The sequence below is a fragment of the Trinickia diaoshuihuensis genome (assembly GCF_003390925.1).
GTDB classification, from domain to species: Bacteria; Pseudomonadota; Gammaproteobacteria; order Burkholderiales; family Burkholderiaceae; genus Trinickia; species Trinickia diaoshuihuensis.
The window spans coordinates 97,433-123,460 of sequence record NZ_QUBS01000088.1 but is presented as its reverse complement, the minus strand read 5'-3'; the positions used below and the strand labels follow the sequence as shown (position 1 = coordinate 123,460).

16 protein-coding genes and 2 pseudogenes are annotated in these 26,028 nt (G+C 60.4%); 9 read left to right on the top strand and 9 right to left on the bottom strand.

The annotated features are described in order from the left end of the window. Nucleotides 1–547: 547 nt before the first annotated feature. Together DXT59_RS31670 and DXT59_RS26725 are read right to left on the bottom strand one after the other, a co-directional pair. Nucleotides 548–5,311, bottom strand: a pseudogene (locus DXT59_RS31670) (beta strand repeat-containing protein); the annotation flags it as partial. 622 nt (nt 5,312–5,933) lie between these two features. Continuing rightward, a complete protein-coding gene (locus DXT59_RS26725; protein WP_240324690.1) occupies nt 5,934–6,503 on the bottom strand; it encodes a glycosyltransferase in 570 nt (189 codons plus the stop codon). A gap of 1,468 nt (nt 6,504–7,971) precedes the next feature. Between DXT59_RS26725 and DXT59_RS26720 the strand changes: the two genes are divergently transcribed. After that, nucleotides 7,972–8,223, top strand: a complete 252-nt coding sequence (locus tag DXT59_RS26720; RefSeq protein WP_116140967.1) for a hypothetical protein — start codon at nt 7,972–7,974, stop codon at nt 8,221–8,223. 346 nt (nt 8,224–8,569) lie between these two features. On the opposite strand, the gene DXT59_RS30820 is transcribed toward DXT59_RS26720, so the two are convergent. From DXT59_RS30820 to DXT59_RS26710, 3 genes are all read right to left on the bottom strand, one after another. Beyond that, nucleotides 8,570–8,713, bottom strand: coding sequence for a hypothetical protein (locus tag DXT59_RS30820; protein WP_162878256.1), 144 nt, complete (start codon nt 8,711–8,713; stop codon nt 8,570–8,572). Nucleotides 8,714–9,044: 331 nt separating this feature from the next. Continuing rightward, nucleotides 9,045–10,556, bottom strand: coding sequence for an acyl-CoA dehydrogenase family protein (locus DXT59_RS26715; RefSeq protein ID WP_162878255.1), 1,512 nt, complete (start codon nt 10,554–10,556; stop codon nt 9,045–9,047). A 14-nt stretch (nt 10,557–10,570) separates the two neighbouring features. Then, on the bottom strand, nt 10,571–10,894 hold the full coding sequence (locus tag DXT59_RS26710) for a cupin domain-containing protein (RefSeq protein ID WP_116140963.1): 324 nt from the start codon (nt 10,892–10,894) through the stop codon (nt 10,571–10,573). Nucleotides 10,895–11,708: 814 nt separating this feature from the next. On the opposite strand from DXT59_RS26710, the pseudogene DXT59_RS31665 reads away from it, so the two are divergent. Beyond that, nucleotides 11,709–11,790, top strand: a pseudogene (locus DXT59_RS31665) (BrnA antitoxin family protein); the annotation flags it as partial. A 197-nt stretch (nt 11,791–11,987) separates the two neighbouring features. Here DXT59_RS31665 and DXT59_RS26700 read toward each other — a convergent pair. Beyond that, entirely contained in the window at nt 11,988–13,058 is a 1,071-nt protein-coding gene (locus DXT59_RS26700) for a GlxA family transcriptional regulator (RefSeq protein WP_116140961.1), read from the bottom strand. Between the two features lie 250 nt (nt 13,059–13,308). Here DXT59_RS26700 and DXT59_RS26695 point away from each other — a divergent pair, with 250 nt between their 5' ends. Genes DXT59_RS26695 through DXT59_RS26670 form a run of 6 tightly spaced genes read left to right on the top strand, consistent with a single transcriptional unit; the run spans nt 13,309 to nt 20,387 of the window. After that, nucleotides 13,309–14,694 carry an L-serine ammonia-lyase gene (locus tag DXT59_RS26695; RefSeq protein WP_116140959.1) on the top strand — a complete coding sequence of 462 codons (1,386 nt, stop codon included), beginning with the start codon at nt 13,309–13,311 and terminating at the stop codon, nt 14,692–14,694. A 22-nt stretch (nt 14,695–14,716) separates the two neighbouring features. Then, nucleotides 14,717–15,961: a sarcosine oxidase subunit beta family protein gene (locus DXT59_RS26690; protein WP_116140957.1), complete on the top strand. Its 1,245-nt coding sequence runs from the start codon at nt 14,717–14,719 to the stop codon at nt 15,959–15,961. A 15-nt stretch (nt 15,962–15,976) separates the two neighbouring features. Next, the gene (locus tag DXT59_RS26685) at nt 15,977–16,270 is read left to right on the top strand and encodes a sarcosine oxidase subunit delta (RefSeq protein WP_116140955.1); all 294 of its coding nucleotides are present in this window, start codon (nt 15,977–15,979) and stop codon (nt 16,268–16,270) included. Nucleotide 16,271: 1 nt separating this feature from the next. Continuing rightward, nucleotides 16,272–19,298: a sarcosine oxidase subunit alpha family protein gene (locus tag DXT59_RS26680; protein ID WP_116140953.1), complete on the top strand. Its 3,027-nt coding sequence runs from the start codon at nt 16,272–16,274 to the stop codon at nt 19,296–19,298. Next, nucleotides 19,288–19,914 carry a sarcosine oxidase subunit gamma gene (locus DXT59_RS26675; protein WP_116140951.1) on the top strand — a complete coding sequence of 209 codons (627 nt, stop codon included), beginning with the start codon at nt 19,288–19,290 and terminating at the stop codon, nt 19,912–19,914. Before DXT59_RS26680 ends, DXT59_RS26675 begins: the two co-directional genes overlap by 11 nt. Continuing rightward, nucleotides 19,911–20,387: a dihydroneopterin aldolase gene (locus DXT59_RS26670; RefSeq protein ID WP_116140949.1), complete on the top strand. Its 477-nt coding sequence runs from the start codon at nt 19,911–19,913 to the stop codon at nt 20,385–20,387. Before DXT59_RS26675 ends, DXT59_RS26670 begins: the two co-directional genes overlap by 4 nt. Nucleotides 20,388–20,436: 49 nt before the next feature. On the opposite strand, the gene DXT59_RS26665 is transcribed toward DXT59_RS26670, so the two are convergent. From DXT59_RS26665 to DXT59_RS26655, 3 genes are all read right to left on the bottom strand, one after another. Then, complete coding sequence (locus tag DXT59_RS26665; protein ID WP_116140947.1) at nt 20,437–22,617, bottom strand: M1 family metallopeptidase; 2,181 nt, start codon at nt 22,615–22,617, stop codon at nt 20,437–20,439. Nucleotides 22,618–23,095: 478 nt separating this feature from the next. After that, nucleotides 23,096–24,238: an MFS transporter gene (locus tag DXT59_RS26660; RefSeq protein WP_116141161.1), complete on the bottom strand. Its 1,143-nt coding sequence runs from the start codon at nt 24,236–24,238 to the stop codon at nt 23,096–23,098. A gap of 220 nt (nt 24,239–24,458) precedes the next feature. Next, a complete protein-coding gene (locus DXT59_RS26655; protein ID WP_116140945.1) occupies nt 24,459–25,463 on the bottom strand; it encodes a sensor domain-containing diguanylate cyclase in 1,005 nt (334 codons plus the stop codon). A 216-nt stretch (nt 25,464–25,679) separates the two neighbouring features. On the opposite strand from DXT59_RS26655, the gene DXT59_RS26650 reads away from it, so the two are divergent. Continuing rightward, nucleotides 25,680–25,922 carry a hypothetical protein gene (locus tag DXT59_RS26650; RefSeq protein WP_116140943.1) on the top strand — a complete coding sequence of 81 codons (243 nt, stop codon included), beginning with the start codon at nt 25,680–25,682 and terminating at the stop codon, nt 25,920–25,922. Nucleotides 25,923–26,028 lie beyond the last annotated feature (106 nt).

The window sequence follows — 26,028 nt, the reverse complement described above, 5'->3', positions numbered from 1 at the left end:
CCGTAGACAACGAGCTGGCCGTCGTGCTCGTGCTGGTGGACAGCGACGAAAGGCCCGTGCTCAAACTGCTAACGCCCGTGCTGAGAGAACTTGCGACCGTGGACAGCGACGAAACGCCGGTACTCAGGGAACTTACGCCCGTCGAAAGCGAACTTGCGGTAGTCGATGTGGACGTGCTGAGGCTCGAAATTGCCGTACTGGTCGAAGTCGAGAGCGAAGAAACACCCGTGCTCAACGACGACACGCCAGTGCTAAGGGACGACACACCGGTCGAAAGCGAGCTTGCCGTCGTGGAAGTCGAAGTGCTCAGCGAATTCAGGCCGCTTGCGACGGTCGAAATCGAGCCCGACAATTGCGACGCACCCGTGCTAAGCGACGACACTGCCGTGCTTGCGGAAGTGGACAACGACGACAAACCGGTCGAGAGCGAGCTAACGCCAGTCGAAAGGGAAGAAACGCCCGTGCTGAGCGATGAAACACCCGTGCTCAGGCTGGAAATTCCCGTGCTCGTGGACGTGCTCAGCGAATCAACGGCGAGGTTGGTTGCGTTCAGTTGCGAACCATTTACCGCGTCGGTGCTATCCGTGCTGAGCTGGCCGGCTGCAACGTTCGTGATTTGCCGTTCGGAACCCCTCGCGCCGACGCTCACGACACTTTGCGGGTTCGCACCGGCAAATGCGTATTGCGTGCCACCAATCGTTGCATTCGGCGTCGGATTCGGAGCTGCCGTCACCGAACCGCTACCGAGTGCAACGTCACCAGCGTTCGTCGCGACAGCAGCCGAACCGAAGGCGACACCGCCGTTTGCTGCTGCGGTCGATGCGCTGCCTAGCGCGATCGAACCCGTGCCCGTGGCGGTGTTCGAATTGCCCAATGCGACTGCACCGTCACCGTTTGCCGTGTTGTTCGCGCCGATCTGCACCGCACCCGTACCCGTTGCTACGCCCGGATCACCAATTGCGACCGCGCCGTTACCGCTGGCGGTTTGCTGATTGCCAATTGCAACGGCGCTGCCGCTGAGCACCGCCGATTTCGAACCGATCGCGACCGAGCCGGGGCCTGCCGTTGCGGCAACCGTGTTGCTGTCGCCTACAGCCACGCTGGAAGCTGCCAGCGCTTGCGAACTGTAGCCGACAGCTGCCGCACTCGCGCCGCCTGCTGATGCGCCTACGCCTGCCGCAATTGCGTTGACACCGGTTGCACCATCGTTGTTGTAGTTGCCGCCGTGAGTGCCGTTGTCATTTACGTCGTAGTAGTGCGTCTTGCTCGCATCAACGACGGTCGAAAGGGAAGCCACGTTGCTGTTCGTCGTGGACAGGCCCGTGGACAGGCTGCTGGTGCCGGTTGAAGCGGAAGTCGAGAGCGACCCGATTGCACTCGTCACGCCCGAAATTCCGGTGCTGAGCGACGAAATTCCGGTGGATGCGGAAGTACTCAACGACGACAAACCGGTACTGAGTGACGACACACCTGTGCTCAGGCTCGAAACACCCGTGCTCAACGAGCTGGCAACTGTCGAAAGCGACGACACACCAGTACTGAGCGACGAAACACCTGTGCTCAGGCTCGATACCGCCGTGGAAGTGGAAGTGCTGAGGGACGACACACCGGTAGAGAGTGACGACACACCCGTGCTCAAGGAGCTGGCAACCGTGGACAGGGAAGAAACGCCAGTCGAAAGTGACGATACGCCCGTGGACAGCGAAGAAATGCCGGTGCTGGTCGAAGTCGAGAGCGAATCGACGGCCAGGTTCGTCGCATTAAGCTGCGAACCGTTCACAGCGTCCGTGCTGTTCGCGTTCAGTTGACCGGCCGCGACGTTGGTAATTTGCCGTTCCGTGCCTTTCGCACCGACGCTGACAACGCTTGCCGGTTTCGCGCCTGCGAACGTGTATGCGTTGCCGCCGATGGTTGCGCCCGAAGTCGGGTTTGCTGCTGCCGTAACGGAACCAGAGCCCAAAGCCACATCGCCTGCATTCGTCGTTGCTGCGTTCTGCCCGATTGCAACTGAGTTTGCTGCTGCGCCCGTTGCACCGTCACCGAGAGCAACAGCGCTTGCGCCTGCCGAAGTCGCGTTCGTACCGACGGCAATCGCATTTACGCCCGTCGCACCCTTGTTGTCGTAGTTGCCTTGCTGCGTGCCGTTGTCGTTGATGCTCACGTAATGCGGGGCAATCGTGGAAACGAGCGTGCTGAGCGACGACACATTGCTATTCGTCGTGGACAGACCGGTCGAAAGAGACGACACGCCTGTGCTCAGGGAATTTACACCGCTCGCGACAGTCGAAAGGCCGGTGCTCAGGCTGGACACGCCGGTGCTGAGGGACGACACGCCCGTCGAAAGCGAGCTAACGCCCGTGGACAAACTGGAAACGCCCGTCGAGAGTGAGCTAACAGCAGTCGATGCCGAAGTGGACAGCGAAGCGACGTTGCTGTTCGTGGTCGAAAGGCCCGTCGAAAGCGACGACACGCCAGTCGAAAGGGAGCTGATGCCCGTGCTCAAGCTCGAAATTCCCGTCGATGCAGAAGTGGACAGCGAATCGAGATTGCTGTTTGTCGTGGAAAGGCCGGTCGAAAGGGACGATGCCGATGTGGAAAGGCTGGAAATTCCGGTCGAAGCAGACGTGCTCAGCGAATCGAGATTGCTATTCGTCGTGGACAGGCCCGTACTCAAACTTGATACCGCAGTCGAAGTCGAGGTCGAAAGCGTCTCGATGGCCGTATTCGTTGCGAAGAGCTGCGAGCCGTTGATCGCGTCGGTGCTCGTGCCGGTGACGCGACCTGCGGCGACATTCGTGATCTGACGCTCTGCGCCGGGTTTGCCCACGCTCACCACACTCGTCGGCGCGCCCCCAGCATACGTGTACGTCTTGCCGCCGATTACACCGTTCGGCGTCGGATTGGCAGCGCCCGTAATCGAACCATTTCCGATCGCGACGCTGCCAGCGTTCGCTGCCGTGGCACCTTGACCGAACGCCATCGCATTTGCGGCTGACGCGATAGCGCCGGTACCAACCGAAACGGAATTCCCGCCGACCGCCGATGCGCCATTTCCGAGTGCAACGTCGTTGATGGTTGAGGCGCTGCCAGCCGCACCTGCGACGGCATTCGTACCGCCAGCAAAAGAATTCGCACCGTTCGCCAACGCGCCGAAACCCGACGCCATTGAACCAGCGCCTGAAGCAGTAGCGTTTTCGCCCAGCGCCGTTGAATCCGCTCCCGTAGTTGTTGCCTTTTTGCCTACCGCTGTACTATTTGCGCCGCCCGCTGCTGCATTTGCGCCCATCGAGGTCGAAAAATCGCCGGTTGCATTGGCACCTGATCCGACGACGGTTGCCGCTGCACCTGATGCAGTCGCGAACACACCAAAAGCGGATGCGTTCGTATTGGAAGAGGTCGAGAAGTTACCTACTGCCAAAGATGCGTTTGCCCCCGATGCTAAAGACGTGTTGCCCATAGCAATTGCACCCGTGCCCGATGCATTTCCGAGAAACGCGAACGAATTGACGCCTGATGCTGTCGAGCCATAACCGAGGGCAACGGCCCGATTTCCTGAAGCAATCGCTGTAGTTCCAATTCCAATTGCGTTTGCTCCTGTTGCTCCCGCAGTGGCGCCCAGCGCCATGCTTCCGACTCCCGTTGCTGCGGCAGTATTTCCCATTGCAACCGAATCGGCCTGCGATGCCGTGGAAGTCGTGCCGACTGCAATCGCATTCGCGCCGCTGCTAGTAGATTGCATACCAATCGCGACGGACTGTCCGCCGACGCTGGACGCAAGACTACCGATCACAATGTCGTCCGCAATCGTCGTACTACCGCTGACGCCAGCAACGGAACCGCGACCGGCTGCATAGTCACCTGTGCCGTAGGCTGTCGAATTCAGGCCCGTCGTGAGCGATTTATCGCCAAGCGCTTTGGAACCGTTACCGATTGCCGTACTGAAGTCGCCTGCCGCGCTACCGTACGTACCGACAACGACAGAGTTGACCCCCGATGAATTCGAGCCATTACCAAGGGCAAGCGAGCTAGTGTTGCTAGCAACTGCCGAACTGCCGATTGCCATCGCGCCATCGCCGGTCGCCTTGGAAAATGAACCGATAGCTGTCGTATTAGAATTCGACGCAGTAGCACCGTTTGCAAAGGCTGACGCATTTTGGCCGGAAGCTATCGAATCGCCGAGGGCAATACTCGAGAACCCAGTGGCCGTTGCGCCAGAACCGAGAGCCGTCGAACTGCCGCCGATAGCCGTCGTGCCGTGACCGAGTGCAACGTCATCAACAATCGTAGTGCTACCGGCTACACCGGCAACGGCGTTCGTGCCGCCCGCGAAAGAGTCGCTACCATAGGCTTGGGTGCCCGAACCTTCCGCAAGGGACCGCAGACCTGCCGCGCGCGCCGACACGCCTACTGCCACGGCGTTCACGGCCCCGGCTGTCGAATTCATGCCGAGCACGGTTGCGTTCTGCGCCCCCGCAAGTGAGCTACTGCCCACGGCGAGCGAATTCAAGCTGTTGCTGACTGCACCAAAACCGACAGCCATAGAAGCGCTGCCCGAAGCGGTAGCCTGTCCGCCTACGGCGGTTGAGTCATCGCCGAGCGTGTTCGCAAGTCGGCCTACCGATGTACTCCTTAAACCGTTACCGTACGCATTTGCACCTACGGCGGTCGCGTAGTCGGCGCTTGCTGATGCACCCGCACCAACGACGGATGCTGCGCCGCCTGCGGCAGTGGAATAGATGCCGATCGCAACCGCGTTTGCAGCAGTGGAGCTAGCATGCGCACCGAAGGCAGCGGAACCAGAAGAGCCTGTCGCTACGGACGCGATACCGACCGCCACGGTATTTCCGCCCGATGCAGTTCCCAGCATTGCGGCAGAATTAATGCCTGATGCGGTAGAGCCAGCACCGACCGCAATTGATCCGCCGCCCGAGGCGAGGCTACTAAAACCTACGGCGCTCGCATTGGTACCCGAAGCTGTGACGTTACAGCCGAGTGCAACATCATTCAGGTTCGCGCCGAACGATGTGTTTGCAGCCGTGCACCCCGTGCCCTGATAAACGGCATTCTGTGCGTATGCCCGATCCGGCGCGGTCAAACCAGCCGCAACCGCGACTGCTGCGACAGTCAGCACACTAAGTGCAGGCATGCCGTCCATCAAGCCATCCACGATGCCGCCTATGACGTTGGCACCCGTACCCGGTGAACTGGTGACGACACTGCTGGCGCTTTTGCCGCGCGCTGTATCCAGTTCGGAGACAGCGACCCACGCGCCGAGAGCATCGTTCCATATGGATCGATAGTTCTTATTCATTCTCTGATTCCTGTTGACGAAGGTTTGCGCGCCTACAGCAATGCGCCCCGTTCTCTCCCGCGACAGCCACCGCGTTCACGCACAGGGAGGTTTGTGCGTGTAATTCGATTCACTCCTGGTTACTCAAAATCTCCGAAATGATCCTAGCGTAAACTGCATAAAAAACGTATATGAGTGAGAGAGTAAATGAGTTAATCAGGAATTGATTTGAGTTACTTAAATTGAAGTTTGAAGTCAGGTGCTATACATGAATGAAATTCGCGTCGTCCTTACGCGTCGAGGCGGTGCGGCGTGTTGCTACGAAATCATTAGCTGGAGGTAAAGACGAAAATTCCGGCGTCGATACGGGTTTTTCGAATTCCAAAAATATGTGACTGTGTATTTCTCGCTACAGATGGTTAAGAATGTTTAAGTGGCTTTAGTCCGTCGCGATGGCCGTGCTTGAGGGATTGCCTGAGCTTATGGTGTCCGAGGTATTCGCACCGGCAGTGCTAGTCGCATCGGAGGTGGCTGCGATAGCTGCCGCGGCGATTGCGAGGATGATGGGCAGACGTTTGGTCACAGCTTGCCGCATGTCTTTCATTTGTGTTTCCCTGAATTGCGATTTGGTGACTGCGTAGCTCTACTGCTGATGGAGCTGGTGTGTCTTGATAGGGCGGCGTGCGTATTTGCTGCGGTAGCGGTCGAAGTCTTCCCGCCACGCGGTGGAATCGAATGCGCCGGGGCTCTCCTGCACGACAGAAAGCGGCCACGTGCCCAGGGCTAGTCCGCGTGCGTCGGCCTGAAGGCAGAAGTCGAGATCGTAGAAGTGGGTCCGTAGCCGTTCATCGAAGCGCAGATCGCTTTCAATCAGCGTCTCGCTGTCGACTGCAATCAAGAAGCCGTCAAGAAGTTTGACGCGCTTGCCTGGAGCGCCGTAGCGCGTAACCGCGCAGGGAAACCCCCGTCCGTGCCCGACGATCCCGCTTAGGTTCTGCGGGTCGTCCTGCATGAACTGCTCGTCCACGAACGACCAACCCGTATGACGTGGCGGAACGCGCACATTGCCGACCACGCCCATCACGTCGTATGCGTGGACGCCTTCGCGAATCTTGTCCTGCCAATTGAAATCGAGCAGGTGAACATCGTCATGGACGAATACGAGAATGGCCGGATCAGTGCGGGCCGCCTCAATCGCGCGGTTGTATGCCATTGCCCGCGTTAGTTTGTGGTCCGAGCAGATGGCAGTGCTCAGAGGATTGAGAAATTGGTGGGTCACAAGCGACTGGCCCAACGGCGTGTGCGTGAGAAAGTCGCGCTGTTTATGTTGTGTCGCGCAGACGATGCGTAGCGGTTTCATCCGAAGAAGAGGCTTGCCAAGCGTTCCGTGTTTCTGGGTGAGTCGTCTGTTCTTCTTCCGGGAAGAACAGCGTGCCAAGTTCTCTCTCCGGCGACGGCTAGTACGATACATACCGGAAGTTCCTGCTTGTTGATGGGACCATTTGAGTTGATCCTATCGCAAAAACTAGATTTCAAGTAGTTGAGTGAATGAGTTTATAAGTTGATTTAATGTGTAAGTGAGTAAAATATGAGACTAATCCGTTGTTGATTGAAATCGCGCGCCCACTCCTGTGGAAGTGCCAGAAAACTTCTGTTGGAGGCGGAGCGCGGCGGGCGAGGCGTTGGGAGGGAGTTGCGGCAACTGGCGCAGAGCCGAATGTTCGATTGCCAGTCGAGTTAACGATTTTTTTGATATGACGTATGTTCGACGCAACGGAATGTTAATGATTGTGAAGGTTAAATCGCCCGCTTGAGTTTCGCAGCCCTTTTGGTTTGCGCAAGCATGGGTAGGGAGGTCGCTAGCGCCGGAACGCGCCATCCGCGCCCACGGCAAGTGTGTAGGTGCCGGACGGCGCAGCGCGGGGCGCTGCTGGCAACGTGTTGTCATACGACTACGGACAACCACAAATTTTTTACGACAAATTACTCAAGCCACTCAGTTGAGTTTATGATCCTGGTCAGGCTAAGACCCCAGGAAAACAAGGTGTTTAACTGTTAAAGATTGTCAATTTTGCGCACAAAGTGTCGCCCCCATTTTGTCTAACGAAAACTTCGCAACGTCGATTGCCGCCAGCGTTCAGACCGTCTGGCTGGTGTCGGTTGTCAGACGAGGTGTGTGGGGGGCTCTGCTCCAACACGTCGTGTCGGCTTTCGGCGCTGGTGTGTTGAAGGGGCTGCGTTGACGCGAGCAACGTTGTGCTATCGCGAAGATCGTTTCGTTCGTCCGAGACAACTGTTGCGGTTCCTGCGTCTATGGTTGCCTTGACGCTTTCGTCGCGTTCAATTGATACTTTACTCAAGTGACGCATTGAGTATGAATATCATCCGTCGCGAGAACGGGATATGATCGGTCTTGGAGATCGATGTGAAAGTGCCGTCATGCCGAGCACGTCAATCGAGAATACGGCGTTGCACGCCGATAGTGCATCGGTTGCACCGTAGTTTTGAGTAAAGAGGCACACCAGCGACCGCCGCTCGCTGTGTTCAGTGTCCCTAAGCTGCTGGAGGGTCGGTGGCTTTGCGTGCTAGGTATTCAGGGGATAGGTGGCTTGCGGCATGGCTTGAGTGTCGGATTCGTCACTCAATTGAGTTACAAATGTTTGTGTATAGAGATATTTCCAATGAGCAAGTTTCATTTGACGTCCCGTCTTCCTGCCGATGAGAAGCAACCGGTTGCGCAAAACACCGCAATGGACTTTGTGACTGCCACGACGCTCGAGCAATCGCAAAGCCAACGCCCCCCGAAGCCAATCAGGCTCAACCTGGATATCGATCATGTTCGACATCGCAAGCTCAAGATGTACGCGGTGGAGAACGGTCTATCCGTTTCCGAAGTGATTCGCGCGCTCATCGATACCGTCATTCACGCGTAAATTCTTAACCTTTGTTAACGTCGCCCCAGGCCGGGGCGTCTTTTGCATCCCCTGTTCTGTCAGCTTGATTTACGGTTTTGAGTGAGGTATCGCCTTTAGTCGCAAGGGAGAACGTCTTTCAATAGGTGGAAGCTTCCCTTGCCTCGCGGTCCCGAGTGCACGTACGATGTGCACTCGGGACTTGATTTACTCAAACCTTCATTTAATCAAACATGGCAGCTACACAAAAGCACAGGGCGACGAAGACGCCGACGGCCAAAGCCACGACGAAAAAGGCCGCCACAGCTAAGGAGCCCTCGAGGAAAAAGCCCGCATCGTCCCGGGAGGGCGCCTCGCCACAAGCGGCTCAACCGCCCGCCAGGCCGAACGCGAACTCGCCGGGAACGAGCGCACAGTCGAAGCGCAGCCCTGGTAGACCGAAGAAGGCGCTTGCGAGCGGATCAGGCATGCCAACCCGGCGCGTGGACAGCATCAGACTAAACTTTGACATCGACCCGGCGATTCATAAGAGGATTCGATATATATGCGTGGAACGCGAAATCACGATCGCCGATTGGATGCGCGAACTAATCGGTCGGGAACTTGAACGCCTTGTGCACAAAGCTAAGTAATCCCTAGGTGATAGGGCCGAGTTGCAGCGGTCGGCTCGAGCGTCACTTTGTAGAAAGTGACGCTCAGCGAGTTGCCGGGATAGACTACTCCATGATTCAATGTAATTGAAACCGATTCCAGTTACAAATTGCTTTCTATTGCAGGCTAGACTCTGAGGTCGTATCGCCAGATGTGGAGCTGTTAGTCGAGAAGGTACAGCACAAAGACTCCTACAAGGCGCGCCGCAAGAGCGGATCGAGCGTGTGTACCTCACCACCGTACGTCTGCTCGATGTCGCCGATCTGATACTCGTAGGAACCGATGTGCTGCGACAGCCTCGCGGACGCGACTACGCGATCGTCTTGGTGGTGCGATCGCCGCATGGCATGCACTGCATCCGTCAGGCTATGAGCGGCCCACTCGGAACTGTGAGCGCGAACTTCGCCGCCTTCCTTTTGGAGCGCTGCCGCGGTCACCGCCCACGACACGGCATTAGCCGTGCGAGCGGCGAGACGGTGTTGATGCTGCGGGGAAAGTGACGGGAATGTTCCAGACGCTTCCTGAAGAACCGACCAGAGGGGTGCAAGAAAATGTGCATCCGGGAAGTCCTCCGTCAACAGGGTGTGCAGCTTTCCTGGGTTCTTCAGCACCGAACGTCCGAGGTAGCCGGAGATCCCATCCGTGGAGCCCTCGAAGACCCTAAGCACTCGGTAATCCCTGAAGTTCTGCGTGACGGGGTTCGAGTCAAGGAACCCGCGCCACCCCATGAGCTGCACGCAAGTGTCGATAACGCTCCATGACAGTTCGCCGCTGACGATCTTACATACCGTGTAGTACGTGGGATCAATGACGCGCCCCTCGTCTAGGCCGTCATAGATCAAGCGTGTTACCGCATCGACAGCCTCGACGGAAGCCACGCAATCACTCAGGATTTGCTCGATCCTGCCATTGCTCAACAGCGAGCCGGTTGCCACGGTACGACACGAGACGTAACGCGTGGCGAGTTGGAGGCACCGTTTCATCGTTCCGACGATGCCAGCCGCGAGCATCCATCGGCCAGTCTGGAAAGCGTGCGTCGCAACAGCCGCGCCATTGCCCACCCCGCCGAGTACAGCATCGGCGTCGAGCCGCATGTCGCGCATCTCGATGTGATTCTGCGGCACGGCCCTCATTCCCACCGTCAGGGCCTCGGAGACAGGCACCCACCCTGGAGTCGCGGTCGGCGCCAGGAAGGTTGTCAGGCTGTCGTCAAGGCGCACCGTGAGGTTGATGTACTTGGCCCAGCCGCCCAGCGAAATCATTGATTTTCTACCGTTGATGACATAGCCGGAGCCATCGCGCACCGCCCGCGACGTCATCGCCTGGAAGTTCGTGCCGACCTCCGGCTCGGTCGCCGCCACGCCCGCCAGCGCCCCCGTGGAGGCTAAGACAGGAAGGACCTTGTCCTTGATGTCCTGGTCGGCGAAAGCGAGGATGGGATCGACTCCCACCGCGTTGTGCACTGTCGTCAGCAGCGACACGTTGCCGTCGATTGCTCCAAGCTGCTCCAGGACGCGCGCGGTGTCGCGCGCGGACAGCCCCTGGCCGCCGTGCTCCGCGCCGACCCTTAGGCCGAGCAGCCCTCCGGAAGCGAGCTCGGCCGGCAGCGAGGCCGGTGGCCGCCGGTGTTCGTCGATGAGGCGCGAGTTGAGTCGCTCGCTTGCGTACCAGCGTAAGAACTCGATGATGCTGTCTGCGCTCATGGCACTCCCGTCAGTTAGTCGACGAAATTGATGGAGAAAATCGTGCATCCTTCGGGGCTCGCCGGAATGTGCGAAGACCCCTTCTTGCCATACAGAATCGAGCCTGCTGGATAACTTCCCGCGTTATCGGTGAGCGTGCCGTCGAGCACGTAGACGATTTCCAGGCCGAGGTCGTGACTGTCCTCCATGGGGAGGACTGCGCCCTGAACGAATCGAATCAGGCGAACCATCACGCCCTCGTCGGTGTTGTGTAGCGTCTTGATGAAAATGCCGGGTGCAGCCTCGACCTCTTCGATATCGTCAATGTGGGCTCGGTCGAACATTTCAGGCGTAACCATGGTTCCTCATCTCAAGCGAGTGGACAACTTTGCGGTTATCCGGTTGAAGGCATCCAGAACTAACATCTTTGGCTTGATTCCAGTCCTGGTTCCGAATTCATGGAGTGACGCGTTGTATGGATTTTTCCAATCCAAGCTAAATGAAATTTTCAGAATATCCGTCTCGGAGTTTCGAGTGCTGATGCGGCAGGACGTTATCTTTCCGCTGTCGACGCGAGAACTGGCGCGGGCGATCGCCTCGCGTTCGGCATGTCTGGTAGAAAGAACTGTCTGAACTGTTCGACGAATAATTTGACGGGTGACACTCCCATAATACGTGATTAAAACGCCAGAACCGTGATTGGATCTTATGCCGATGTATGCGATTTGAATTTCATGATTCTAGAGGATATCTTCAATACGGAGCCGGTGACACCGTCATCTAAATCGATTACCTCGCCATCCTGCAAAACTGGCGTTGGAGTCCCGCCCACGACTGGTGAGGGGACATATGTTGTTGCGCACGCAACTAACGAGCTAGCCATCGATTGCGTGCGTGGCAGGGAAGACCGTGACGGTGCTTGCGGAATTTGCACCCAAATGCGAGGCGTCGTTCAAGCCGCAGCTTGCTCGCCAAACTTTCGGCTTCTCCGCCGCACATCGGGTGTTGCGAGCACGGCGCTGAGCCGTAATTTGTTCCGATTTTTGGCACGGAACGGCTGGACGGTGACCTGGGGTTCCGAGATCTGCGGTTTGTGCGTAGCGTTCACAACTCGAGGCGATGCAATTCAAATCATCAGCTTGCGAAAGGCCAACCGTAGAGAGGTTCAACGCTATGAGCAGCAAGCGTAAATTCGTGTATCCGACCGAAGAAGATGCGGCGATCCGGCGTGGTATCGCTGCGGACCCTGGCACGCGTGGGCTAAGTGATGAGGAATTCAAACGGCTACGGCCATTTGGTGAGGTGATGGCGAAGCGTCGCTCCGGTCGTCCCCCTCTCGAAAGCCCGAAAGAGCAAGCATAAGAGGTCTCTGTCGTCGGGCGTACGGCGCTCAGACGGGAGAGTTTTCCTTGCGTCAGGGAGGCGCGCCCAGCGTTCAGCCCACCTTCCGCCTCAAGACATCGCCCCCGACGCCAAGAAGTACTCGTCGCAAACCTGTTCGTCGGGCGCATTCCCGGCGCGCTGCTCGCGAAACGCCACGGGCGGCATGCCGTACTGCTTGCGAAACTCCCGCCCCAAATGCGAGGCATCCGAAAAACCGCAACTCAACGCGATATCGGCCACGCTGCGATCTGAACTCGTCAGCAACCAAGCCGCCGTGCGCAGTCGAACATGCTTGGCGAACGTCTGCGGCGTCTTCCCGGTTTGCGCCTTGAACAGCCGCTCCAACTGCCGCGGCGATAGATCGAGCTTGCCGGCCAATTCCTCGAGCGTCAACGCACGCCCCAAATGCTGCTCCATTAGTAAGATCGCGCGCTTGATCTTCGGGTGCGTGGCCGGCTCGAGCCCAGGCGGATGAGGCTGCGGCGCGTTGCCGTTCTGCATTTCCGCCACGAGCAAGATCCGCAGCGCCTTTTGCACCGTCGCATGATCGAAATGCCGCAGCAAAATAGCGGCGGCCACGTCGATCGACGCCCGCCCGCCCGAACACGTAATGCGCCGCCGATCGATGACGAAGAGCCGGTCGGCCACGAGCATCTGCGCGTTGGCGTTTGGAAAGCGCTCGATGAAATCCCAATAGTGAAACCAACTGACGCATACGCGGTGGCCGTCGAGTACGCCGGCCCGCATCAGCGTAAACACGCCCGTGCAAATGCCGACGATCGTCGCGCCGTTGCCGGCGGCGCGACGAATGAACGCCAACGTCTCCTCGTCCGCCTGGGGGCCCGAATGCAGAAGCCCGCCCACGACGACGACGTAATCGAACGGCTCCGCCTCGTCGAACGTCTCCCACGGCGTAATTTGAATCCCGCAGCTTGCCCGAACCGGCGCCAACGTCTTGCCCACGACGCTCCAGGCGCACCGCACCGGTTTGCTGAAGTCGCTGTCGTCGGCCGAGAGCCGCAGCATGTCGACGAATCCCGAAAACGCTGTCAGCGTGAAATTCGGCAGCAGCACGACGCCGAACCGGATACGGGTGCGCGAGGCGGGAGAGACCGGCGGTAACGTTTCGACTGCGTTCATGCTGCTCAGCAATAGGTAGGGCGCGACAGGGGGTATCCCGAGGTTCGCCGATGGCCGTGCGGGGCGCTTGTGATTTTCCGTCGCCAATCATCGCGCAAACGCCCGCGAGGCACGCCGAAAGGGCCGATTGGCGGCGGCATCCCACGGCGATGCCGTTTTTGTTCTATCGGCGGATTTTACGCTTTGGTGTACTGGCGTCCAAGCTCCAACGAACCCCAACCCCATTCACCGTCATCGCGAGGCTGCCCCAATGAACGTCAGCGTCTTCGATCTGTTCAAGATCGGCATCGGCCCGTCGAGTTCTCATACGGTCGGACCGATGATCGCCGCATGCCGCTTCGTCTCGCATGTGGAGGATGCCAATCTCCTGACCTACGTGCGGCGCGTCAAAGCGGAGCTTTACGGGTCGCTCGGCGCGACGGGAAAAGGGCACGGCACCGACAAGGCGGTATTGCTGGGCCTCGAAGGCAATCTGCCCGACTCGATCGATCCCGACCTCATCGAGCCGCGGCTCGCCGAGATTCGTTCGACCAAATCGCTGGCGCTGATGGGCCGTGCGCCCGTCCGTTTCGATGAAAAAGACGATCTCGCGTTCTACCGCAAGCTCATGAGCGGCACGAGCGTCGTGCATCCGAATGGCATGCGGTTTCAGGCCTTCGATGAAAACGGGCAATTGCTCGTCGAGAAAGAGTATTACTCGGTGGGCGGCGGCTTCGTCGTCAACCGCGACGGCGATCGCGTCAACGGCGTGCGCGCCGGTGGCGAGGTGCCGCATCCGTTCCGCACCGGCGCCGATTTGATGCGTGCCTGCCAAGCGAGCGGGTTGTCGATCGCGCAGGTGGCATTCGAGAACGAGTGCGCCACGCGCTCGCCCGCCGAAGTGCGGGAGGGCTTGCTCGCGATCTGGCGAACCATGGCGGGATGCGTCGAACGCGGCTGCCGGACCGAAGGCGAATTGCCGGGACCGATGCGCGTCAAGCGTCGCGCGGCCGAACTCGCGAAGCATCTGCGCGCGCGCTCGGAGGAGTCGCTGCGCGATCCGCTCTCGATGCTCGATTGGGTCAATCTCTATGCGATGGCCGTCAACGAGGAGAACGCCGCGGGCGGGCGCGTCGTCACCGCGCCGACGAACGGCGCAGCGGGCGTCATTCCCGCGGTGCTGCACTACTACGTGAAGTTCGTCCCGGGCGCCAACGAGCACGGCATCGTCGATTTCCTGCTGACGGCGGCCGCGATCGGCATTATCTACAAGGAAACCGCCTCGATTTCAGGCGCTGAAGTGGGGTGCCAAGGCGAAGTGGGCGTGGCGTGCTCGATGGCCGCCGCGGCCCTTGCGGCGGTCATGGGCGGCACGCCCGCCCAAGTCGAGAACGCGGCCGAGATCGGCATGGAGCACAACCTCGGCATGACTTGCGACCCCGTGGGTGGCCTCGTGCAGATTCCCTGCATCGAGCGCAATGCGATGGGCGCGATCAAGGCGCTGAACGCGTCGAGAATGGCGCTCAAGGGCGACGGTGCTCACTACGTCTCGCTCGATTCCGTCATCAAGACGATGCGCGAGACGGGCGCCGACATGAAAACGAAATACAAGGAGACGTCTCGCGGCGGGTTGGCCGTGAACGTCATCGAATGCTAATCAACCCATCGGATCCACCGCTATGAGCCGCTTTTCGATATTCAGTTTGGTGCGCAACGGGTTGTCGTATCACGAGAACTGGGAACGCCAATGGCGCAGTCCCGAGCCGAAGCGCGAATACGACGTCGTGATCGTCGGGGGAGGCGGGCATGGCCTAGCCACCGCCTACTACTTGGCCAAGGAGCACGGCGTGCGCAACATCGCCGTGCTCGAGAAAGGATGGATCGGCGGCGGCAATACGGCCCGCAATACGACGATCATTCGCTCGAACTATCTCTGGGACGAATCGGCGGCGCTCTACGAAAAAGCGATGAAGCTCTGGGAAGGGCTCTCGCAAGACGTCAACTACAACGTCATGTTCAGTCAACGCGGCGTGATGAATCTCGCGCATACGCTGCAGGACGTGCGCGACACGCAGCGGCGCGTCAATGCGAACCGCCTGAACGGAGTCGACGCGGAATTCCTCACGCCGGAGCAGATCAAGGAAATCGAGCCGACCATCAATCTCAACGCGCGTTATCCCGTGCTCGGCGCCTCGTTTCAGCGCCGCGGCGGCGTCGCCCGTCATGATGCAGTCGCTTGGGGCTTTGCGCGCGGCGCGGATGCGCATGGCGTCGACATCATTCAGAACTGCCAGGTCACGGGCATTCGGCGCAATGGAGGCGCAGTCGTCGGCGTCGAGACGGTGAAGGGATTTATCAAGGCGAAGAAGGTGGCCGTCGTCGCGGCCGGCAATACGACCACGCTCGCCGATATGGCCGGCGTGCGTCTGCCGCTCGAAAGCCATCCGCTGCAAGCACTCGTGTCGGAGCCGATCAAGCCCGTGGTGAATACGGTCGTGATGTCGAACGCCGTGCATGCCTATATCAGTCAATCCGATAAGGGCGACCTCGTGATCGGCGCCGGTATCGACCAATACACGGGCTTCGGTCAACGCGGCAGCTTCCACATCATCGAAGGCACGTTGCAAGCGATCGTCGAGATGTTCCCCGTGTTCTCGCGCGTACGCATGAATCGTCAGTGGGGAGGCATCGTCGATGTCTCGCCCGACGCTTGCCCAATCATCAGCAAGACCGACGTGAAAGGGCTGTACTTCAATTGCGGATGGGGGACGGGCGGCTTCAAGGCGACCCCGGGCTCGGGCTGGGTATTCGCGCATACGATCGCCAAGGACGAGCCGCATCCATTGAACGCGCCTTTCTCGCTCGATCGTTTCTATACGGGCCATCTCATCGACGAACACGGCGCCGCCGCTGTCGCGCATTAACGCACGGAGACTCACATGCTGATGATCGAATGCCCTTGGTGCGGGCCGCGCGCCGAAAGCGAGTTCACCTGCGGCGGCGAGGCCGATATCGCACGTCCCCTCGAACCCGAAAAATTGACCGACCGCGAGTGGGGCGAGTACCTCTTCATGCGCAAGAACCCGCGCGGCGTGCATCGCGAACAATGGCTGCACACGCAGGGTTGCCGCCGCTGGTTCATGGCGACGCGCGATACCGTGTCCTACGCGTTCCAAGGCTACGAAACCTTCGGCGGCGCGGCTTCGCGTAAGCCCACGCAAGGAGACAAATAACATGAGCAATCAGAAAGATCGCTTGGGTTCGGGCGGGCGTATCAATCGCGCGATCCCGCTGACGTTCACGTTCAACGGCCGCACCTATCAAGGCTATCAAGGCGATACGCTCGCCTCGGCGCTGCTGGCCAATGGGGTGCATTTCGTCGCCCGTAGCTGGAAATACCATCGGCCCCGCGGGGTGATGACGGCGGGCGTCGAAGAGCCGAACGCGATCGTTCAGCTCGAAAGCGGCGCGTACACCGTGCCCAATGCGCGCGCGACCGAAGTCGAACTCTATCAAGGGCTCGTGGCGACGAGCGTCAATGCGGAGCCTTCGATCGAGAACGACCGGCTCGCCGTCAACCAGAAGATCGCGCGTTTCATTCCCGCCGGTTTTTACTACAAGACGTTTATGTGGCCGCGTAAATGGTGGCCGAAGTACGAAGAGAAAATCCGCGAGGCGGCCGGGCTTGGCAAGGCGCCGGATACACGCGATGCCGATCGTTACGACAAGTGTTTCGCGCACTGCGACGTGCTCGTCGTGGGCGGCGGTCCGGCCGGACTGGCGGCCGCCTATGCGGCGGGCAGCGCGGGTGCGAGAGTGATTCTGGTCGACGATCAACGCGAACTGGGCGGCTCGTTGCTGTCGTGCCGCGCGCAAATCGACGGGAAAAGCGCTATGCAATGGGTCGAGAAGATCGAACTTGCCCTGTCGCAGATGCCGGACGTCAAGATTCTCTCGCGCAGCACGGCGTTCGGTTATCAAGACCATAACCTCGTCACGGTGGTGCAGCGTTTGACCGATCACCTGCCGGTGTCGATGCGCAAGGGCACGCGCGAACTCGTCTGGAAGATTCGCGCCAAGCGCGTGATCTTGGCGACGGGCGCGCATGAACGGCCGCTCGTGTTCGGCAATAACGACTTGCCCGGCGTCATGCTTGCGTCGGCCGTATCGATTTACATTCAGCGTTATGGCGTGCTCCCGGGTCGGGAAGCGGTGGTCTTTACGAACAACGACGACGGCTATCAAAGCGCGCTCGATCTGAAAGCCTGCGGCGCGAAAGTCACGGTCGTCGATCCGCGTCCGCAAAGCGACGGGGCGCTGCCCGCGGCGGCGCGCCGGCATGGCGTCGTCGTCATGAACGGGGCCGTGATCAACGAGGCGCACGGCAAGTGGCGCGTGTCGTCGGTGGAGGTGGCCTCGTTCGCCAAGGGCGCGGTCGGGGCGCATCTGGCCACGCTCTCCTGCGACCTCGTCGCCATGTCCGGCGGATGGAGCCCGGTATTGCACTTGTTCGCGCAATCGGGCGGCAAGGCTCATTGGCATGACGAAAAGGCGTGCTTCGTGCCTGGCAAGGGCATGCAGCCCGAGGTGAGCGTAGGGGCGGCGGCGGGCGAGTTCAGCTTGGCGCGGGGACTGCGCTTGGCGCTCGATGCGGGTGTCGAGGCCGTGCATTCGCTCGGATTCAAGGCGGCGTCGCGGCCCGCCTCGCCGCAAGTGGCCGATATCAAGGAGTCGCCGTTGTTGCCGCTGTGGCTCGTCGGGACGCACGAGCGGGCGGCCCGCGGGCCCAAGCAATTCGTCGATTTCCAAAACGACGTATCGGCCGCGGACATCTTGCTCGCCGCACGCGAAGGTTTCGAATCGGTGGAGCATGTGAAGCGCTACACGGCGATGGGCTTCGGCACCGATCAAGGCAAGCTCGGCAACATCAACGGCATGGCGATTCTCGCGCAGGCGCTCGGCAAGACGATTCCCGAGACCGGCACGACGACGTTCCGCCCGAACTATACGCCCGTGACTTTCGGTGCGATCGCGGGGCGCGAAATCGGCGACTTCATCGATCCGATCCGGAAGACGTGCATTCATGAATGGCACGTCGAACACGGTGCGTTGTTCGAGGACGTCGGCAATTGGAAGCGCCCTTGGTACTTCCCGAAGGCGGGCGAGGATTTGCATGCGGCCGTCGCGCGCGAATGCTTGGCCGTGCGAACGAGCGTGGGGATTATGGATGCCTCGACGCTCGGCAAGATCGACGTTCAAGGTCCCGATGCGGCCAAACTGCTCAATTGGGTTTATACGAACCCGTGGTCGAAACTCGAAGTCGGCAAGTGCCGCTACGGCCTGATGCTCGACGAAAACGGCATGGTCTTCGACGACGGCGTGACGGTGCGCCTGGGCGAGCAGCACTATTTGATGTCGACGACGACAGGCGGCGCGGCACGCGTCCTGACCTGGCTCGAGCGTTGGCTGCAAACGGAATGGCCCGATATGAAAGTGCGGCTCACGTCGGTGACGGACCACTTCGCGACGTTCGCGGTGGTGGGGCCCAATAGCCGCAAGGTCCTGCGCAAGGTTTGCCGCGACGTCGATTTTTCGAACGAGGCATTCCCGTTCATGTCGTTCCGGGAAGGCACCGTGGCCGACGTGCCCGCGCGCATCATGCGGATCAGTTTCTCCGGCGAATTGGCCTATGAAGTGAACGTGCCGGCCAATGCGGGCCGCGCGGTCTGGGAAGCGTTGATGGCCGCGGGGGAAGAATTCGACATTACGCCGTACGGGACCGAAACGATGCACGTGCTGCGCGCGGAGAAGGGCTACATCATCGTCGGCCAAGACACGGACGGTTCGATGACGCCGTTCGATCTCGGCATGGGCGGGCTCGTGGCGAAGACGAAGGATTGTCTCGGCAAGCGATCGTTGACGCGCTCCGATACGGTAAAGGAAGGGCGCAAGCAATTGGTCGGTCTGCTGACCGACGACCCCGCTTATGTCTTGCCCGAGGGCAGTCAAATCCTCGCAAATGACGTGAGCGGCCCGGCGAAGGACCAGATCGCGGATACGCCTGTTCCGATGTTAGGCCACGTCACGTCGAGCTATTACAGCCCGATCCTGAAGCGTTCGATCGCCATGGCGGTCGTGAAGGGCGGTCTCGGCAAAATGGGCGAGAAGGTCTCGGTGGATCTGAACGGAAAATCGATGGCTGCGACGATCGCGAGCCCCGTCTTCTACGACGTCGAAGGAGTGCGTCAGCATGTGGAATGAGAATAGAAGCAGTGGCGCCCTGGCGGGCGCGGGCGTGCGCCTCGAATCGCCGCTCGTCGGTGCGCAGGCATTGCTCGATGAGCATCTCGCGCAACAGTCGAAACGCTTTCGGCTGCGCGAGCGCCCGTTCCTCGAACTCGTCAATCTGCGCGGGGACGCGAGCGACGGTGCGATCGCCGCGGCCGTCCAAAGCGTGCTCGGCGCGCGCTTGCCGACCGAAGCCAACACGGTCGCGCGGGGCACCGAGTACGAGGCTCTGTGGCTGGGCCCCGACGAGTGGCTCATCCGCTCCAACGAAGCACGCACACCGGAGCTCGAAGGAAAAATGCGTACGGCGTTGGGCGCGTTGTTCGCCTCCGTCGTCGATGTGGGCAGCGGCTATACGGTGCTCGAGGCAAGCGGAGAGCGCGTGCGCGAAGTCCTTTCGCGCGGGTGCCCGCTCGATTTGCATCCGAAGATGCTGCAACGCGGGCAGTGCGCGCAAAGCCATTTTTTCAAGGCGTCGATCGTTCTGATTCCGACGGATGAGGACACCTTCGAAATCATCGTGCGCCGCAGCTTCGCCGATTACTTCTGCCGCATCATGCTCGACGCGGCCGCGCCGATCGTATCGTGAAGCCGAGCGAGCCGTTCGCCGTCGACGAAGCGCTGTGGCGCACTGCCGATACGTCGGCGCGCGCCGGGCGCGGATGGACTGTGTTCGTCGACGGACTCGAGGTGCTCACGCGGGTCGGGATTCATCCGCACGAGCACGAGGCGCCGCAGCCCGTCGTCATCGACGCCCGGCTCGGCTACCGATGTGCTCCCGCGGAAACGGACGCGAGCGAGTGGATCGACTACGATCGGTATTGCGAGCGGTTGACGCGGTTTCTCGAAACGAAGCCGCACACGCGCTTGCTGGAGACGCTGGCGGTCGAACTCGCGGTGCTGTCGTTCCAGGATTGGGGCGCACTCGATACCGTTTCGCTGAGGTTGTATAAACCGAAGATCCGGCCGGGCACGCAGCGGATCGGTATCGAACTGGCGTGGGCTCGGCCCGACTACGAAGCGCACTGTCGGGCCGCGCGATCATACGATGGCGCGCTCTAGTACGCCCCACCTTTTTCCGGCTGGTCGAACAAGAGAGCGGTCATCCGGGTCAGTTCAACTTCGGCTTGGGCGCCGCCTTCAATTGGCCTTGATAGAACGGCATTCTACGAACGACCGATTCCGTCGGCGTCCGATCGAGCATCATCATCCGCGCGACGACGCTCGGCGACGTTGCGATCGAATCGATGCTTTGCTCGCGCGACGGATCCGCGAGCCCGGCGCTGACGAGCAAGTGCGCTTCGAGTTTCAGGTTCGTCAGCCGCGGCGGATCTTGTAGGGCGTTGCTTTGCGCAAGCAACTGGCCCCACGCATTGTTGCCGTAATTGACGACGTAATAATCCTGACCGCTGGGATCCGCAAGCACGGCGCCGCAACCGGGCAGACGCACCTGCATGCTCGTGTCCTTCATCGCCACCGTTTGCCGGCTGCTCAGGCTCTCGCCATAGCCGAGCGTGAGCGGAATCGTCCATTGCGAGCCCGGATAAGTGTTGTGATTCGGAAACGGTTGCTGCTTCAGAGAGACGACGGTCTGGTTGGTCGTCAGGTCGCATTGCGTTTCCAGCGAGATCAGCGGTACGCCCGTTTGACGCACGAAACTGTCGCCGATCGCGTTCATCGGCTGGCCGCTCGCGCGAGCGAGTTCGTCCCATAGCCGCTTCGGCGTGGCGTTGCCGAACGAATAGTCGGTCAGGTATTGCCGCAGACCTTTGCGCATGACGTCTTCGCCCAGGTAGCCCTCGATCATCTTGAGTACCTGACCACCCTTGTCATAGACGAACGACGCGGCGTTGATGACGAAATCGTTCGACGCCCAGGCATTGAAGTTGGGCTGCACCGGGTACGAGGAGGACGACAAGTCGCCCGCGATGACCTGATACTTGTTCTTGACTTGGCCCGCCAAGCTGAAACGATCGGGGAAGAACGCGATCTTCGTCTTGTTCTCGAAGAACGTGGCGAACGATTCGTTCAGCCATACATCGTCCCACCAATCGAGCGTAACGAGGTCGCCGAACCATTGGTGGGCCGCCTCGTGCGTCAGGACCGTGACCCCATAGTTCGACATCGTCGTGCCGGGCGGCGGCAGGATGTCGTCGGCGAATTCCAGAATGGCGCCCCAGTTCTCCATACCGCCGAAGTTCAAATCTTTCTCGGCTTTGAATGCATCGTTGGCTGCGATGGTGTCGAATTTCTTCAGCGGCAGCGGGATACCGGTGTACCGATAATAGAAATCGAGCGCCTGCTTCGTTTCCTCGATCGCGGGCTTTGCCCACTCCCTCATGCCGGGCGGCGTGAACACGCGCAGATGGAGTCCCTTGCCGTCCGGCAGCGGGCTCGAGAAATCGTCTTCGTATGTTTCGAACTGGCCGCCGCCGAAGAACAGGAGGTAGGAGGGCATCGGCGGCGTCTTCTCGAAGCTCACGCGCTTATACCCCTGATCGACGTTGACTTCGTCTTTCTCGGCTGCGTTCGATACGACGCGCCAATTTTGCGGCACGTCGGCGCTCACTTCGTAGGTCGGACGGAAGGCCGGCTCGTCCCAGCCCGGGAACCATTGGCGCGCGAGATCGGACTCGCCTTGCGTCAGAATCGCACCGCTCGTTTTTCCTTCCGGCGATTTCAAATCGACGCGGAACACGCCTTCGGCGGCGGAGCAGCCGGGGTAGTTGTCGTTACCGCAACTGCCGCCGGTTTTCGTCGCGGGGTCGTCGTACGTCTTGAAGTTGATGATGCCTTTCCATTCCATATGCAGCGAGTAGGTACCCGGCGCGATCTGACCGCTTTGCGGGCGGAGCTGATAGTAGTCGCCGTCGTCTTGCGGATTGGCAATGAGCGCGATGTTGCCGGGTTGCAGCGTGATGCTGCCATTGACGAACGTCAGCCGATGCGCGGCCACGACGATCGCATTGACCGGCTGCAGCACCTTGATCTCGACGTCGGCTCGGCCGTCGAACGCATTGAGCGCGGGATTCGGCCGGAACCATAGCTTGTAGTTCACAGGCGTCACGGTGTCCGGCATTTCGACGGGCGACACCGTCTTGTCGATGCCGGGCGTCGCGGCGGCCGGTACGGCGGGTGCCGGAGCCATGGCCGCGGGGGATGCGGACGGCGATGCTGCCGCCCCCGCGCGAGCACCGGCGGATGACCCGCCGTCCGAGCCGCCGCATCCCGCCAGCACAATGGCGGCGGCCAACGAAATGCAGTTCAATTTCGTATTGAATGGAATGCGCATTTTCAACCCTCGAATGGGAATGTTTCGTTCACTTACGGGAGAAACGTATTTCCAGCTATCTCGAAGAAAGGCAAAATGAAGCCATGGCGCGCGATAAAAGGCGCGCGAAACGATGATCCGCGTTATTCGGGTTTGGTATTTTTCCAAGTCTCCGAAAAACGATCTTCTAGTTAGGAGTGCTAAGAAAAACATGCAATCGAAAGAACGGCTTTGGACAGGCCTGTCTTTCGGGGAGATCGCCGGCCGCGCCCGGAAGCGCCAATCGGCTGCTGCGTGACCGAGGACTCGGCGGCGATGCGAGAAAGATTAGGTGGGTAAGCCGTGCGATGTCAACTTCATTTCGATTTTTTATTTTTTGAAAGAAAAGACATTTTTTTACTACGATTGATAGTAGATTGGTCTGTATATTTTTTGTGGTAATTGATTCCGTTTGAAGTTAAATAGGTGAAATATTGACTGAGTGCGCGTGGGGGAGGCTTCAGTCGAGCGTATGGCCCTTGCGTTCGGGAATCAGCAATACCGTGACGATGATGTCGAGGACGTAAAGCCCCGCGAGGGCCGATATGGCGACGGGGTAGGCGTATCGGCCGGCGATCGCGCCGACTGCTAGCGGGCCGAACCCGCCGACCGCCCGCCCGGCGTTCCACAACAGGTTTTGCGCGGTGGCACGCGCGCGAGTCGGATACAGCTCGGAAAGTAAGGCCCCGTAGCCGCCGACCATCCCGTTGACGAAGGCGCCCATGATCGCGCCGGCCCATAACATCGATAGGGGCTGCGCCAAACGAGCATATAGGAGGACCATCATCGCGGCGCCGATCTGATAAAGCACGAACGTCGGCTTGCGGCCGAGTCGATCGGCGAGCTGACCGAAACACCAAACGCCGGCCATCATCCCGAGCACCGTCACTGCCGTCCAGACGCCTGAGCGCGTCAGCGAAAATCCCAGCTTGGCTGAAAGGAATGTCGGCATCCAGATCATGATGCCGTAGTAGCCGAAGTTCTGGACCGAGCAGAGCACGAACAGCGCGACGCTCGAGCGGACCGCCTGAGCGTTGCCGAATAAGTCTTTGAGCCGCTCGCTCAGTCCGGCGCGCGCATGCGTTTGTCGAACGAACGCCTCGGGCTCTCCCAGCGCGCGTCGCATCGCGAACGCGACGAACGCCGGCGCCAGGCCGATGGCGAACATCCCGCGCCAACCTACGAGCGGAAGAAGCGGGGGCGTCACCAGTGCCGCGGCGAGCACGCCGGCCTGCCAGCCGAGCGCCACGTACGAAGAGAAACGTGCCCGCGCTTGCGGGGGGCATGCTTCGGCCGCCAAAGCCATACCGATCCCGAATTCGCCGCCGAGGCCCGCGCCGGCGAGCGTGCGGTACGCGAGCAGATCCGAGAACCCGCGCGCAAGCGCGCATAGGCCCGTGAAGAGTGCAAATAGGGTGATCGTCCAACTGAGCACGCGTACGCGCCCGAAACGGTCGCTGAGCAACCCGAAGCCGATTCCGCCCGCGACGGCGCCGACGAGCGTCCACGTCACGAGCGCGCCCGCTTGTTCCGGCGATAGATGGAGCGCCGCGCGGATGGCGGGCAGCATGAAACCGAGGATCAGCAAATCGAAGCCGTCCATCGCGTAGCCGAGGGCGGAGCCCACGAGCGCCTTGCGCGCGTAGCGCGAGGACGAGGACGAGGATGGGGACGACGTGAGCGGGGAGTCGACGGCGGGCGGTTGGATTTGTGCTTGCACGGTGCGCTTTTCGAAAAGTACCAATCGGCTTCGCGCCCGGCAGGCGCGCCGGGCGGGCGATAGTTTACTTCGTTCCGAGCGCCGAGCTTCGGCGTGCGCTGTTTTACTGCGCCATGGCGAACTCGCCGGACGCGGCGCGAGCGCCGCGCTCGCGCACGGCGCGTTTGTTCGCGTACATCGCGTGGTCGGCGATATCGATCAATTCGGCGATCGACGCTTGCTCGTTCGTTTCGAACGGCGCGAAACCCACGCTGAATTTCAAATCGTAGCCGCGCTGATTGGCACGGTTATAACCCGCAACGCCCAGCCGCACGCGCTCGATGATGCGCGCTTCGTCACCGTCTTGCGCGCCCGCGACGAGCGCGACGAACTCGTCGCCGCCCAGACGGGCCAACACGTCCGTCTCGCGCAACGCGGTACGCAACACACTCGCGAACCCGACGATCGCTCGGTCGCCTTCGGCATGACCGTACATGTCATTGATCTGCTTGAACCCGTTTAGATCGAAGAAGAGCACCGACGCGCGCGAGCGGGCTCGCTTGCATAGCGCGAGCACATGATTGCCCAGCGCCTCGAATCCGCGGCGATTCGAAAGACCCGTCAAGTCGTCCGTCGCAACGAGCTGCAGCACTTCCAGTTCGCGTTCGGCGATACGCGCGAGGTCTCGCAGTAGACCGCGCTCCTGCGCGTCGAGCTTACGCGGCTTTTTATCCACGATGCAAAAGGCGCCCACGCGCATCGCCTTGTTCAACGTGAGGGGACACCCCGCGTAGAAGCGCACGCCGGGATCGCCGGTCACCAAGGGGCTATCGGCAAAGCGAGGGTCCGTTTGGGCGTCTTCGACCACGAGCAAGTCGCCGTCGAGAATCGTATGGCCGCAAAACGATATGTTGCGCGCGGTTTCGTCGACGGAAAGCCCTACGCACGACTTGAACCATTGCCGATCGGAATCGACCAGCGAGACCGTCGCAATCGGCACGTCGAACACGCGCTTGGCCAGTCGCGTCAATCGGTCGAATCGTTCGTCCGGTGCGGTATCGAGAATATCCAGCGATCGCAGGAGCGCAATTCGAGCAGCTTCGTTCGACGGATGAGCAGGGATGTACATGTTGCTCCTATCGCTCCATTTGTCTGATTAGACGCGCCTCGCCCGGGGCGCCGTTTTCTATTTGTCGAGGATACGGTCCGGGTTCGCCCCGCGATCGACCGAACAAGACAAACATTAGGCGTCGTTTCCCCGCATTGAAGGTGCCGCCCTGGGCTCGCCGCCGAACTGGGTACGAACGTTGCAATCGTCGGAGCAATACACTCGAAAGGAGCCAAGATGAAAACCATCATCGCGTGCGGTGCCGCCCTCGTCGTTGCCTTATGCGGCGCTCAGGCGCAGGCAAAGGGATGCATGAAGGGCGCCGTGGTAGGCGGTGCCGTGGGACATGTGGCGGGCAAGCACGGTGTCGCGGGGGCCGCGGCCGGCTGCGCCATCGGCCATCACGAAGCCGCGAAGAAAGATCGCGCCGCGAGCGAAGCCGCCGCGCAGCCGTCGTCGGCGAGCACCGGCTCGAAGTGAGGCCAGCCGGGTTCTCTTGGATGCCGCCGCACGCTTGTGTGCATCACGCACGCCGTTTGCGAAGAGCGATTATCCTTTCGCTTTGGCCGTCTAAGGCGGCGTGCTT